Origin of the sequence: Nostoc sp. PA-18-2419 (assembly GCF_005869855.1) — a bacterium.
Lineage (GTDB): Bacteria > Cyanobacteriota > Cyanobacteriia > Cyanobacteriales > Nostocaceae > Nostoc.
This window is the reverse complement of sequence record NZ_SZNH01000003.1, coordinates 88,194-101,531: the sequence shown is the minus strand read 5'-3', so window position 1 is coordinate 101,531 and position 13,338 is coordinate 88,194. Positions and strand designations below refer to the sequence as shown.

Annotated in this window: 13 protein-coding genes; all 13 read right to left on the bottom strand. The window is 38.1% G+C overall.

Annotation, left to right across the window (positions count from 1 at the left end; all coding sequences use genetic code 11):
• Positions 1-265: 265 nt before the first annotated feature.
• The 13 genes from ftsY to hpsB all read right to left on the bottom strand — a co-directional run bounded on the left by ftsY (position 266) and on the right by hpsB (position 13,135).
• Complete coding sequence (ftsY, locus tag FCR06_RS04230) at positions 266-1,894, bottom strand: signal recognition particle-docking protein FtsY (protein ID WP_138497603.1); 1,629 nt, start codon at positions 1,892-1,894, stop codon at positions 266-268.
• A 187-nt stretch (positions 1,895-2,081) separates the two neighbouring features.
• Positions 2,082-2,723: a transcription antitermination factor NusB gene (gene nusB, locus FCR06_RS04225; RefSeq protein ID WP_138497602.1), complete on the bottom strand. Its 642-nt coding sequence runs from the start codon at positions 2,721-2,723 to the stop codon at positions 2,082-2,084.
• Between the two features lie 146 nt (positions 2,724-2,869).
• Positions 2,870-3,559, bottom strand: a complete 690-nt coding sequence (locus tag FCR06_RS04220; RefSeq protein WP_138497601.1) for a DUF502 domain-containing protein — start codon at positions 3,557-3,559, stop codon at positions 2,870-2,872.
• 383 nt (positions 3,560-3,942) lie between these two features.
• Entirely contained in the window at positions 3,943-4,818 is an 876-nt protein-coding gene (locus FCR06_RS04215; protein WP_138497600.1) for a glycosyltransferase family 2 protein, read from the bottom strand.
• A gap of 208 nt (positions 4,819-5,026) precedes the next feature.
• A complete protein-coding gene (locus FCR06_RS04210; RefSeq protein WP_138497599.1) occupies positions 5,027-5,869 on the bottom strand; it encodes an HpsJ family protein in 843 nt (280 codons plus the stop codon).
• Positions 5,870-6,385: 516 nt separating this feature from the next.
• Positions 6,386-6,523 carry a DUF2064 domain-containing protein gene (locus FCR06_RS34555; protein ID WP_317616797.1) on the bottom strand — a complete coding sequence of 46 codons (138 nt, stop codon included), beginning with the start codon at positions 6,521-6,523 and terminating at the stop codon, positions 6,386-6,388.
• Between the two features lie 351 nt (positions 6,524-6,874).
• Positions 6,875-7,531, bottom strand: coding sequence for a Tfp pilus assembly protein FimT/FimU (locus tag FCR06_RS04200; protein WP_138497598.1), 657 nt, complete (start codon positions 7,529-7,531; stop codon positions 6,875-6,877).
• Positions 7,497-8,552: a glycosyltransferase gene (locus FCR06_RS04195; protein ID WP_138497597.1), complete on the bottom strand. Its 1,056-nt coding sequence runs from the start codon at positions 8,550-8,552 to the stop codon at positions 7,497-7,499. The genes FCR06_RS04200 and FCR06_RS04195 overlap by 35 nt, the downstream gene beginning before the upstream one ends.
• 1 nt (position 8,553) lies before the next feature.
• Positions 8,554-9,585 carry a hormogonium polysaccharide biosynthesis glycosyltransferase HpsE gene (gene hpsE / locus FCR06_RS04190; protein ID WP_317616796.1) on the bottom strand — a complete coding sequence of 344 codons (1,032 nt, stop codon included), beginning with the start codon at positions 9,583-9,585 and terminating at the stop codon, positions 8,554-8,556.
• Positions 9,563-10,525 carry a hormogonium polysaccharide biosynthesis glycosyltransferase HpsE gene (hpsE, locus tag FCR06_RS04185; RefSeq protein ID WP_138497596.1) on the bottom strand — a complete coding sequence of 321 codons (963 nt, stop codon included), beginning with the start codon at positions 10,523-10,525 and terminating at the stop codon, positions 9,563-9,565. Before hpsE (FCR06_RS04185) ends, hpsE (FCR06_RS04190) begins: the two co-directional genes overlap by 23 nt.
• A 173-nt stretch (positions 10,526-10,698) precedes the next feature.
• Complete coding sequence (locus FCR06_RS04180; RefSeq protein WP_223280035.1) at positions 10,699-11,370, bottom strand: prepilin-type N-terminal cleavage/methylation domain-containing protein; 672 nt, start codon at positions 11,368-11,370, stop codon at positions 10,699-10,701.
• An 80-nt stretch (positions 11,371-11,450) separates the two neighbouring features.
• Positions 11,451-12,419 (bottom strand): hormogonium polysaccharide secretion pseudopilin HpsC, encoded by a 969-nt coding sequence (gene hpsC, locus FCR06_RS04175; protein WP_138497595.1) that lies wholly within the window; start codon positions 12,417-12,419, stop codon positions 11,451-11,453.
• 65 nt (positions 12,420-12,484) lie between these two features.
• Positions 12,485-13,135 (bottom strand): hormogonium polysaccharide secretion pseudopilin HpsB, encoded by a 651-nt coding sequence (gene hpsB / locus FCR06_RS04170; protein ID WP_138497594.1) that lies wholly within the window; start codon positions 13,133-13,135, stop codon positions 12,485-12,487.
• Between the last annotated feature and the right edge of the window lie 203 nt (positions 13,136-13,338).

Below are 13,338 nucleotides of genomic sequence, written 5' to 3'. Positions count from 1 at the left end.
GAGCCAAGAGGACACTTGGGAGTTTTGAAGCAGTCTAATTGTACCAATTGATGATTTTAGGACTTCAGCTGTTTCTAGTGTTTTGTTTCTAGTTAGTTCCAGCGATAATACCAGATTTAATTACACTTAAATATATCAATTTGTCAAGCAAAATTTTTAATCCTAGCTTTTTTAGCTAATGGTCTGTGAAGGCAAATTTGCCGGATTTAAAACTCTTTGCCTAAAAGCCTCAGTCATAATCCTTCAAACTTCGCGTAACAAACCATTAACTGCTCAACAGGGCTTCAACAAACTCGTAGCTAGAAAAGGGGCGCAGATCTTCGATTCCTTCACCAGCACCAATAAAGCGAATAGGTAAACCTAATTGCTGGACAACGGCAAGGGCAACGCCGCCTTTGGCAGTACCATCAAGCTTGGTTAAGACAACACCACTAAGTTGGGCAGCTTGGGAGAAAATTTCGGCTTGTCGCAGTCCATTTTGACCTAAAGTGGCATCTAAAACCAACAGTGATTCTACTTTTGCATTTGGGGCTTTTTTGTCGATAATTCGCCGAATTTTACTGAGTTCGTCCATTAAATTTTTCTTGTTTTGCAGTCGTCCGGCAGTATCTACTAAAAGTAATTCTGTTTGACGTGCTTGGGCAGCAGCGATCGCATCAAATACAACTGCTGCTGGATCTGTATTCTTGCCAGGATTGGCAATGACTTCTACACCGCTTCTACTACCCCAAACTTTCACTTGTTCCACCGCAGCAGCGCGGAAGGTGTCTGCTGCCCCAATCAAGCATTTATAACCAGATTTTTGTCCTAAATGAGCAATTTTACCAATAGTAGTGGTTTTACCAGCACCATTAACTCCGGTAATTAGCCAAATATTTAAAGTTTCTTTTTCTGGAGTAAAGCTAGATTTATGGGATGTTTTCCCTGGTGTATCCAGCATATCCCGAAGGATTTGTTTTAGATAAGCGATCGCTTCTTCTGGTGGGGTGACTTCTTGAAGCAATTTTTTCTGTAGGGCATCAATAATTAAGTCTGTGGCTTCTACACCCACATCAGCTTGCAGCAGTAATGCCTCAATTTCTGATATGGCAGCTTGGTTAAGTGGCCCTTTGCCGACAATCGCTTTGAGTTGGTTAAGGATGCCACGGCGAGTTTTATCTAATCCTTGTCGCAGCTTTTTGAGCCAGGTAATTTCTTCAATCGAAACATCTTCTGCGCGTCTACCTTGAGCTGCTAAAACTTCTGCTGACCAAACAAATCCATCATCAAATACTACTACAGGGGTTTGGTCTTGTGTCTTTAATACTGGCTGTACCACCTCTGGTTCTGGGACTTCGATAGCACTGGCTATGAGTTGTTCCAACTTTGCTTGCCGTTCTGCTGCCGCCCGTTCTAAGAAGGATGGTACTGTTGGCTGTGTTGTCTCTGGCGTAGTTAATGGTTCGGTGGTTGTTATCTGAGTTTCATTTGCAGTTAATTCTGAGCTTTTAACATCAGACTGATCAGCAATTGCAGTTACTGGAGAATCTTCTATACTTTCTTCATCTGTGGTCGTTTGATTACCTTCTGCCTGTTTTCTTTGTGTTGTAGCAGTAACTTGTTCAATTGCTTGAGTTTCTATTTCAGAAGTTACTGTTTCAGTAGTTTCAGGTAGTTCTGATGGTGCTAAAGCCTCTGCTGAATCAGACTGGGTTTCTCCTGGTTGGGATTGTTGTTTTTGTTGAATATTTTTATAAGCGGCTTTAGCAAACGCCAACAAGTCTGTTGTTGTATCTGATGAAGTTTCGGCTGTCTCTGGTTGGGGTTCTTGTACAGGAGGAGTTTGTTCCTGCTTCTTCTCAGAGGGGGTTTCAGAGGAATCATTATATTGACGACGGAACCAATTAAAAACCATTGCAGCAGTATTAGTTGTTATGGAATTTATAAGTTATAAGTAATGAGTTTAATTGAACTTGGGGCATTACGAGTGCTGTTAGCTTTTTTATAGGCGTTGAGCCAGTGCTGAGTTAGGAGTCACAGTTATTCTCCCTATGCATCATCTCCTATATCTACACTTACTTCATAAACTAAGTATAGAAACACTATGCGCTTTTCTTCTGCTCGATAACTCGGCGCAAAACACCATTAATAAACCGATGACCTTCGTCTCCACTGTACCGTTTGGCAAGCTCTACTGCTTCGTTGATGGCGATGCTATCTGGAACTCCCAAGAATTTCATTTCAGCTACAGCAATTTGTAGGATATCTCGGTCAATCTGGGCGAGGCGAGTTACTTGCCAGTCTACTAAGGCATTGGATATGAGTTCATCTATAATTTGTCGATTTTCGCTGACTGTAATTACAACATCTTTAGCGTAATTACGCACTCCTTTGTCCTGATTAGCTAACTGAATTAATTCTGGGAAATCGATAGCCGTTCCCAACTGATTGATTGCTATTTGGGTAGATGCGATCGCCTCTTGGAGCATTTTTCTGGCAGTATTGAGGTCGGAGGCACGAGTTTGGCTACTTAAAAGGCGATCATTACTGCGTTGCAGTTCACCTGCGGCATTATTCAGGGTATCTTGCACTTCGGAAGTCAAGGTGCGTACTGCTCCTAACACTAACTTTGATACCAGTTGCTCGTCTTGTAATTTATCTAATTTTTTTGGGTTTACTGGTAATTGGCTAAGGCTTAAAAGTGCCAATTCACGAGCAATTTGTTGGGGTTTACGAGGTTGCATAAAAGTGAGGGGTGATTGTGCGAGAATTGATTAACCAGGTGGGACAAGCTTATAAGTCTATCAATTTTGGCACAGTCCAACAACAAAATTACGCATTTGCTTACCACTTTGCCAGATAGAATTTAAGTTTCTTCCACACGAATAACTTACTGTTGGATTCGGTCGTGTTTCATTTCCGATGCGGACTCTTTAGGGAAAACCAAGTGCGTATTGGGGGCGACAATTCCACCTGACACAATTATTTTAAAAGCGTCTTCAATCGAGATGGAGAGGTTCACCACCTCGTCCTCAGGAACGGCTGCGTACCATCCAGTAGTAGGATTGGGAGTGGTAGGGATAAAAACACTCAGCATGGGACGAGCCATCTGGGCTTGAATATCGTCGCTGATTGCACCAGTGACAAAGCCGATCGCCCAAATTCCTCGGCGAGGATACTCTACTAAAACTACACGCCGAAATTTGCCATTAGAATCTTTTAGAATTGTTTCTAAAAGCTGCTTGAGAGTTTTATATACCTGTCCCGCTAAAGGAATTGCCTGTAATAACCGTTCACCAAAATCTAGCAACCATCGCCCAGCAATATTCCGAGCCATCAAGCCAATCACAAGAATACTCAATAATGGTACAGCCAATCCTACTATTAAATTAAGTATATTTACTAGTATTGGATGTAATCCATCAAAGGGATTTAGTTGTTTGGGAATTTGAGTAAGAAAGTTAATTACCCAATTGGCAATGGTAATTGTTAACCAGATAGTTGTTGCTAGAGGTATTACCAATAACAAACCAGCAATCAGGTCATTTTTTAAATCCTGTTTTAGGCGGTCGATTACCAAGCCCCGATTCTCCTGTTTTAAACTATTTTCTTACAAGGATACATATAGACATCTACCAAGCGAATAACCAGTCGTTATTCTCAGAGAATGTTACTTTTCTTTGTAAGAATCGTAAACGTTTGTTACAAGTTTCTTAGTTATTACTAATTTACCGCGTGAAATGAAAAGCTGCTTATGCTTGTAAAAGCACTACCAGGTAAGTTGAAGACTTATTTTGTCTAGCGAATTACTCACATACTTACACGACGAGCTTTTCTGAAAAAGCTCCTTTAAAAATATTAACTTATTATAAATGAAACACATTTAGGGGCGCACAGCTAACTGTGCGCCCCTAGAAATGATTATTCGCTTGTGAATTCTAATGAATGCAAACACCTCAGACTTTATATTGCATCAGCGTGTGTACTTTCCTTTACCAATGCTACTGTTGCATCTAACTTAGGTTTTGGTAAATACTTCATTTCCCAAACTTTGAGCAAAATCAAGTATTCGTAGAATGCTTGCAATGTACACCAAGCAAGACCAGGGTGTCCATCTAAGCAACCGCCCAAGACAAAATACATGTATATAAAGCGTAGCAATGGTCTAGCAGGTAGACGCAAAGACAAATCTTTCAAGGCGCGGCGTCTTTCGACTTCCGACTTGCCAAAGAATAAATCTTGCCAGCTTACCTTTCCTTGTTCTAATTGATATAGAGTTTCTTGAGCTTCATCAGTGGAATAACGGTTATGTTTTTCAATCCAGCGACTTAAGCCTTTACTACAAGTATGGTGAGGATATGTTTCTTTTAAAAAGCCAGTTGCACCATCACAAACTTCTCGTTCCGTATGACCGTAGTCAGTAAACCAAACTTTACCGTGACGGAACAGACGCATTTGGTAACGAGGATATTGTGTGCTGTAACGAATCCAACGATTCATGAACATGACGCGTTCAGCCACATAGTAACCGATATAATCTGGATTCTGACTTACCTTTTGGCATTCAGCAAAAAGTTCCGGTGTCATTCGCTCATCAGCTTCGAGAATGTAAACCCATTCATACTTTGTGGGAATGGACTCTAACATCCAGGTGCGTTGGCGTCCGTGGCTTTCAAAAGCGTGTTGAACAATGCGGATAGGATAGCAATTGGCAATTTCCACAGTGCGATCGCCACTGCATGAGTCTACAACAATGATGTCATCCGATAGCATCGCCGATTCGATACAAGCAGCAATATCTAGTTCTTCGTTATATGTCAGTATGTAAATTGAGAACATTCCCCAAGTTTTATAGTTAAAAGTTAAAAGTTAGAAGTGCTGTTAGCTTTCTTCTCTACGAGAGACTGCGTCAACGGGCGTTAACCCAATGCTAAGTCAGGAGCAAAACCGAAGATGTTTCCTGTATTGTGCAGTTGGGAGTCAGGAGTAATTCTCCTCCTGCTCCTTCATCTTTTGGCTCATTCCCCATTCCGCACTGGCAAAATAATTAGCGTGCAGTAGCTTTAGGTTTACCACCTTGTAAAGCACCCCTACCTCTTAAGCCTGTCCAGCCGATGATAATGTAACCAATAGACAACAGCAAACTGCTAATACCAATCCGCAGTCCAGACTTCCACGCACTATCTTTTGCTTGATTTTCAGCTTCATCGCGACGCTGGCGAATTTGGCTCAATTGTTGAGTTCTCAGAGTCTGAGTATCTGTTTGTTGTTCAATCGCTTTGTCAAGCGCTTGGGGATCTGTTTTAGCCTTTTTTAGTAAGTCTTTAATTGCCGGAGGAACTTGAGAGCTTTCAAGTGCTTGCTTGTATCTTTGATCATCTTTGAGTAGTTCGGTGAACTGAGCTTTAGTTTGACTCCGCAGCTGTTCTAGCTGAGCTTTTCCTTGTTCAGTATTTAATTGTGCTTGCAACTGCGATAATCGATTGTTAAGTTGATTTTCTGCTTGATCTGCTTCTTGAGTGATTCGATTAATTGTTTGAGCTTTAGCTTGATTTACATTATTCAAGTGTAGGGGAAATATTAGCAAGAATATTAACCCTAAAATACTTGAGAGAATCAGGGCCGGGAATCTTAAGTCAATACCTTGGGGGCGATCACTTCCGGCATCAGTGCTATCAATCCAATACCCAGCAAACAAAAGCCCCAAACCTACTAAAGGAACGATTCCCCGATCTACTAACGCTGTCGCCAAACTGATTTGCCATCCGCGATCGGTTGGTTGAAAGGGCAACAAGAGAATCAAAAAGTCAACAAAAAACGACAAAATGCAGATTATTCCAACTACTTTAACTGTAAGGGCAGTAGTCACGGAAGTAAAACGGTTAACCATAGTTTTTCAAACTTGCAGTGAATACGAATGATTTTCATATTTCAAATTACTCGAATATTGTGCCCATGGCCTTAACTGTTCTGTATAAACACAAAGCAGATTTAATAACAGTGAAACCTCTATGTCTCTTGGTTTTCAACTAGACCACAGTAACATTTGTTATGTCCAATGTCTTCAGGAAATTCCTAGTATTTGAAGATACGAGGGTGAGCGGGACTAGAAATTTATACCCCTACTTATTGAAGAAGTCAAGGATGTGGGCAGTAACTTTTGCTGAGATAAGTACCATTAAGATCTAAAGTAAAACTTATTTGTTAACTTATTCTCCTCATCCCTCCCAGTCAAAGACTTGTTCTCTAATCGGCAGATCCTCTAGTCAGTCTACATTAGCTAAAGGTAGCAAGTTCATAGTTCATATATTCAGTTTTTGAGCAATCTCCAAGGTTTTCTGGAATACTTGAGCAGTTCCCCACTTGATGTTAGCGAATAACTCTGGAGCGGGTTACTGCAAACCAATTAGTGATATTCACAGTCCAATACTGAGCCTAACACTAGGTCAAATGTATGTAGCTTCTGAAAGGCTACTGCTAAAATTTGGGTATTTACTCCAAGACAATCTGTACTGATGATAATTGTTTTTCTGCACCAGATCAAAAAGCCTCGAAAAGCGATCGCGCTATCCGCAAACCTAAATCCCTTTACCTTGAGATTGATAAACTAAATCCAAGTCCTGCCAGTTTTGCATGATTTGCAAATCACCATAAATCACCATCTTAAGACCGCACTTCTACAGATATGTCAATGATTTTTTGCAATTCTTTAACCTGAAATATTGTGTATTCAGTCATTTTAAATTCAAGATTGGCAATACTAACAGCTGCCGAAACAGCTATTAGTCGGGTTTTCCTGTTACCTGGTTCAGAATAGCAAGTAAAAATAATCAAGTACTGTTTTGGATTTGCTGGTAAGTTAACCTACACAATATTTAAATAAACTAAGAGTATCTTAATAGCAATATTTATCGTTGTCATTGGCTCTTAGATGATCTTTTCCAGTTTTTATGGCTCCTAAAATCGTAGATACATAGACGCAACGTTTAACTTTTGGAGCATTTTGGTTGTATAACGTTATCTGTCCAAGTGTTCTTAGCGATGTGTTAATACACTCATCTCCAACTTCATATATAGGACAACCTTGGTAGTTAAATATAACTCGCCATACTCCCTGTGAAGTGTGTTTTCGTAAAGTTGTTTCTTTTTTTCCTTTATTATTTTCTTCTTCATCAATGCCAATTTTTGACTCAAGATTGTGCCAAAGATTACTATTGCTTTTAATATCATCAGGAATGAACTGCGTTGCTTGTGCTTGATGAACTGTCCATTGCATAACACCATTTTGTATGCGAAAACTAGCTTGCCAAGTTAATTTTTCTTTAGTAGCTTGGCTTTGGGCTTGACGTATCGCATAGTAAACTTCGTTTTGGGCAGTGTTAAGGTGGCAAGTTGCTACAAAAGCCATCCAGTTTGGTATTCCCAGCGTAGCTAAGATACCAATTAATACAACAATTATTAAAGTTTCTGGCAGAGTAAAGCCATCGCTATGGTTATTAGTCCAGAGATTTTTTGCATTAACTAGAAACGGTAAATGCACCTGGGTATTCATTTTTATTTTCTAATCTTTTTTCAACTACCCAGTTGTTTAATAAGATTTCACTTTCTTGATTTTTTATTTCACGCTGGGAAGTAATACTGTAGAGCAAGGTAGGTAAAATCAGAATTATAGCAATTTTCAATAATAGTTTTAAGCTAAAACTTATATTTTGATATCTTGAAGAATCATTCAGAAAATACTTCCATAAAAATTTAGCAGCAGTTAAACCTTTTTGCCGATTCAATGGCTTTTGTAACGCTTTGCAAGTAAGATATTTGTATAAATTTGCAATGCTTGTGTTCCAACTCTGGTTAAGTGCTGAAGGTCTTTCTTGATATGCTCTTTCAAGTAGTTGCAAGCAAGCTTTTTCCTGCCTGACAAGATTAGATGAAACTGAATTAGCACTAATTCGGTACAATATTTGTACAGATGGTACACATATAAAATTAAACTTAGATGCTAATCGCAGCCACATATCCCAATCCTGAGCCGCTGTTAAAGATTCATCAAAACCGCCTAATGTAATCAAAGCCTTTCTACAAATTAAAGGATTAGAGCCATTCTCTAAAAAGTTATTTATCAATAAATTTTCATAAACATCTCCATTTACATTAATCCGTTTTCCTGAAAGCACAAATTCTCCATTTGCATTAATATAATCAGTCCAACTATAAGCAACTTTGGCAGTCAAGTTTTCTTGCAAAGCTTTTAATTGAGATTCTAACTTTTCAGGTGTCCAAATATCGTCAGCATCTAAGAAACTAACAAATTCTCCAACCGCAATATTTAATCCTCTGTTACGACTAACATTTCCGCCAGCGTTGGCATAAGAAAATGCTTTGATTCGCGGGTCTTTAATTTCTTTAACAATCTCTAAAGTTGAATCTTGTGAACCGTCATTAATTACAATTAATTCTAAATCGGTAAAAGTTTGATTTAATACAGAATTAATTGTATAAGTAATAGTATTTTCACTATTGTATGCAGGTATGATTACAGAAACTTTGGGTAATTTATAACTAAAATTAATCATCTTAAATGGCTACTTTATTTTTAAAAGTTTTTCTCATATTACATTTAAAGTAATAAAAAGGACTCATCATACTAGCCAAATAAAATTCTATTTCAAACAGGATAATCAAATTACTTTTTAATTGTCCTTTATATTGAATTAAATACTGCAATACTCTACGTAAATTTCCTAAAACAGTTTTTATAAAAACTATTGGTTTTTGCCAATTTTTAGTATTTATTAACCGTAATTGAAAAATACACAAGCCACAACCGCGCGCCAAATCTAGTAAGTAATCTCTCTCAAATCGCCAGTGCGGTATTTGATGGTAAGTATGCATGGTAGGGTTATACCAAATTTGCCAGCCTGCATAATGTATGTGAAGTAATGGTTCATAATCTTCACCTTGCACCAAAATACCAGGGAGCTTTCCACTTAAAATAGGTCGTTCTGGTACATTTTCACACCATGCTTGTTTGCGAACAACAAGTGCTGCCCCAGGGGGAAGTCTTAAATTCTCTGCATCAAATAAATGTGGATTTGAACCATGTTCTCTGATTGCTAAAAAAGCTTGAATTTTTTCAAAGTTGTCTGGCGGTTTTACTTCAAAATCACCATGAATTTGTCCACTCCAAACACCTGCTTGAGGATGTTGTAATCCAAAAGTATATGCTTCTGCTAACCAATCAAGTGCAGGTAAGTTATCATCATCTAAAAATGCAATTAGTTCACCTCTAGCTTCGCGTACTGCGCGTAGTCGTGCAAAGGCAGCTCCCTGTTCTCTTTCAAAAAAATATCTTAAATGAGAGTTGACATCATACAGTTCTTGATAATTCTGAATTATTTGAAATGTGTTGTCAGAACTATTATTATCGACAACAACGATTTCCCAATTAAGGTTTTCTACTCCTGTCTGAGTTAACAACCTATCTAAAATCTTAGGTAAGCGGGTTGCTCCGTTATAGGTAGGAATAGCTACAGTAATATCTAAACTTTCAATTTTTAGTTGATTCATAATAATTAATCTTTTGCTAGCTTTTTCTGAAATAACCATTTTTCCAAAGATAAAACGGACTTATTAAACTACTTAAAAAAAGTTGCATTTCGCAAGCAGCTACCAAATCATGTTTTAAATTAGTTCGATATCTGAATAAATGGAAAGTAATTTTACGCAAGTCATTGACCATATAAGCTAAAAAAGCTATTGGTCTATACCAAGGTTGTATATTCACCATTCTAGTTACATAACGGCTAAGTCCAATTCCTTTAAAAAATGGAACTAAATAATCTTTTTGTAATCGTGAGCTTGGGATTTTGTGGTAAATTTTCATGTCTGGGTTATACCAAATTTCCCATCGTGCTTTTTGAATATAAGACAACATTTCTAAGTCTTCACTGGTAAGCATATTACCTTTGACTCTACCAGTTAAAATAGACTTATCTGGTACACTTTCTATCCAGGCTTGTTTACGAATAACAAGTCCGGCAGAAGGAGGTAATAATCTATTTTTTGGTTCATATAATAGAGGTAAATTTCCTCGTTCTGTAATTGCCAAGAATGGAGCGATTCGCTGAAAGTTTTCAGGTGGTTCTACTTCCCAGTCAGGATGAATCTGGCTACCATAAGCTCCTGCTTTCGGATATTTTTGGGCAAAACTATAAGCTGTAGCTACCCAATTTGATATTGGGTGATTATCATCATCTAAAAAACCTATTAATTGACCTTTAGCTTCTGCTACTGCCTTTTTTCGGGCATAAGCTGCACCTTGTTTGGCTTCAAAGCAATACTTTAAAGGGTAAGTACATTGCCAATTTCGTTGATAGGTTTGAATAACTTTAGCTGTATTATCAGTGCTGTTATTATCTATAACGATAATTTCCCAAGATAAATTTTCTGTCTGAAGTTGATTTTTTAGTCGCTCTAGTAGTTCAGGTAAGCGACTTTCACCGTTATAAGTTGGGATAGCTACAGTAAAATCTAAGCAATCAGTCATTTGGTAAAAGTTATATTTTGATATTTGCTCAGCTAATGGCTAATTTATTCTTAAATAATCAAGAAATTTATCAAACAATAAAACTGCACCTAATACTTCAATTTTGCTATCAATGTACAGTTTTTTGCTCAGTATTATTTCGTATTTTTATAAATTATTGCTATAAAAATTACTTAATTACATTCAGAGTCTTTTCCTGTGACCATTGAACCTAATAGAGTTTTCACAATAACACATCGTTTTACGCCACTAGGCGATGCCGAATTAACAGCATTTGGTACAGCCACTACTATTTTTAACCCAGGTGGCTCTGTGCCTGCTGTGACTGTTCCAAAGTTATTTGGCAGAGTCAGAGTTCCCATATAATCAAAAGTAATTTTTGCTGATGTACTTAAAGGATAAGATACAGGAGAATTATTAGTAGAATTAGCAATATTTTCATCACTAAGATTTCCGCCTAGCAGTAATTTATTAGAATTAGCTCCTGCATCTTTTCCTAATGTGTTCCATGTACTAATTCCAGCATCAGTACGATAAACAGCAACCTCTATATTTTGGGTTGTGGTATTTTTTTGAAAACTGACACTGTAGTTAAGTTTCTTCTTTTTAGCTTCACGCTGTGCGTCTTGTAGTGCAGCTAAAACAGCGTCATTAACTTTATTTAGCTGCTGCCGATTCACAAAAGTAACCCAACCGGGAGCTGCGATCGCTCCTAAAATTCCGATTATAAGTACTACTACAATTAATTCTATCAGGCTAAATCCGGCATCTTCTTGATTGTCATGAGCGCTATAGTGTTTATTTTCTAAATATTCCTGCTTTATTTTTGTTTTTTGCTTGTACAAATAGAAACAATTTAAAACTATGAGACTGTAAATATTCTGCATACTATTCTGATTTTATTAATCTTTATCAAAGATAGAAGCTATTTCGTAAAGATGAAGCTGCGTCCCTGCACCTTTATATTTCCACTGGGAAAATAACTAGATTTGTTCAGGGCATAACGCACTTTAGTTTCATCATTTATTAAGCGAGCTTGCGCGTTACCTCTTAAATAAACTTCAACAGTACTTTTATTATTTCCATCAACTGACTTGACACAAGCATAGAAGCCTGTTCTTGCAATAGTTCCTGGAAATTGTTGAAAGCCACTAGAGCAAGTTGCTGCTGGCGCTCCCTGTGTTGTTGTTGTTTGATCTATAAAATCAACCAGAACCACAGGATTTTGATCGTAAGTTACCCCTGTTGCCAAACTATTTGTCCAACTATTCATTTTTGTTTGTAATGTTACGCCCTTTTGTGATAAATCAAAAGACTTAAAACCTTTATCTGGACATCGGCTATATTTTTCGGTTGTAGCAAATCCACTACAGCTACTACCAGTACTATCTGTAACGCCATCTTTAATTTCCCATCTGGCAATGCGCGCAGCTTGAGACCAGTTAGAATTACTGTCTTGAATTAAATAGTAAGCTACTAATGAATAGACAAAAGAATCATCTTTAAATTGAACTACACCACCACTATTTTTAGTCTCAACAGCGTCTTGGCTAAGTTCTCGTTTCCAAAATATTAGAACTGGAACTCCATTTGTTACTGTAGGAATTTGGGAAATGATGCCTGTGGAAGTCGTATCATCGTAAATATATAGTGCTTGTTGAAGATCACGAGTAATATAGTCAAGCGCTGCTTTAATTTCTTGCTCAGAGTTGGCTTTGGCTTGTTCTTGACGGTCAGTGTTTAAAACGCCGATCATAAAACCTAATAACGGTGTAATTACTAGGAATGCAACGATCATAGCCACTAGTAATTCAATCAGGGTGAAGCCACTGTTTTTGTTCTGCTTGTGAGAAGATTTTAGCTGAGTAGTTAACAGCCACCTCAGTATATTCATTTTGTGATACTTTCTCCTTAGTGACGGATACTCACTAATAAAATCATTTATATTTGCTGGGTTAATTATTGACAACCACCAAGGCGACTACACAAAGCGCTATAGGAGCTTTGACCCCTGACAATTTCAGTTGTCATTTCTAGTAGTGGTGCTTTGCGATCGCCCAATCCGCCTGTGAATGTTGCTGCTTTTTTTCCACTATTAGCAGCGGTTAGAGAATCAAACTCGGCATCTGAACGATACACCCGAATTCCCAAACGATAGCCTTGACCTTTATCAGGGTCACTACCTGAGACTGCTAGCCGAATAGCTTGAATGTAAAACAGATCGCTAGTACAGCTGGGATTAGTAAGGCTGCCATTTTTATTAAAGCAATACAAAGTATTCTTGGTTGCAGTTGTAGGAACCAGCGCACTACTGAGTAAATAGTCACTGGTTGAGGTGGATACTTTTCTAGTTGGATCAGCAGTTAATGTAACGGTGATTGTAGGGTCTGAGACGATTTTAGAATTAATACCATTGACGAGGGCCTTAGCTGCTTCTGTTGCCAATTCTACCCTTCTAGCTTGCACACGAGTTGCAGTTGAGATTACTAGGACAGGTGCGATCGCTACCAGCAAAATGCTAACCACGATGATCGCCACCAACGACTCAATAATTGTAAAACCGGACTCGTTAAACTGGGCAGATGATTCTTGTAGTTGATGTGGCTTCATGGTCAGTTCCTCAATAGGGCTATGTCTTACAGCAATTTGTCAGCAAGTGTAATACGCTCGAATCGCAGGATTTTTAAAATCTCACTTCTATTCCTCTGTCCTTGTAGCAGAGAGGCTTTGGATTTTCCCCCTTCTCTACTAGCAAAGGGGGTTAGGGGGTTAGGTTTTACGTTGGTTTATTCCACGTAAAAGGTCAGGGTTAG

Bases quoted from the DNA above. Each gene is read 5' to 3' on its own strand.
- nusB (WP_138497602.1), bottom strand. From the start codon at position 2,723: ATGCAACCTCGTAAACCCCAACAAATTGCTCGTGAATTGGCACTTTTA.
- hpsB (WP_138497594.1), bottom strand. From the start codon at position 13,135: ATGAAGCCACATCAACTACAAGAATCATCTGCCCAGTTTAACGAGTCC.
- hpsE (WP_138497596.1), bottom strand. From the start codon at position 10,525: ATGACTGATTGCTTAGATTTTACTGTAGCTATCCCAACTTATAACGGT.
- FCR06_RS04195 (WP_138497597.1), bottom strand. From the start codon at position 8,552: ATGATTAATTTTAGTTATAAATTACCCAAAGTTTCTGTAATCATACCT.
- FCR06_RS04200 (WP_138497598.1), bottom strand. From the start codon at position 7,531: ATGAATACCCAGGTGCATTTACCGTTTCTAGTTAATGCAAAAAATCTC.
- ftsY (WP_138497603.1), bottom strand. From the start codon at position 1,894: ATGGTTTTTAATTGGTTCCGTCGTCAATATAATGATTCCTCTGAAACC.
- FCR06_RS04215 (WP_138497600.1), bottom strand. From the start codon at position 4,818: ATGTTCTCAATTTACATACTGACATATAACGAAGAACTAGATATTGCT.
- hpsC (WP_138497595.1), bottom strand. From the start codon at position 12,419: ATGAATATACTGAGGTGGCTGTTAACTACTCAGCTAAAATCTTCTCAC.
- hpsE (WP_317616796.1), bottom strand. From the start codon at position 9,585: ATGGTTATTTCAGAAAAAGCTAGCAAAAGATTAATTATTATGAATCAA.
- FCR06_RS04210 (WP_138497599.1), bottom strand. From the start codon at position 5,869: ATGGTTAACCGTTTTACTTCCGTGACTACTGCCCTTACAGTTAAAGTA.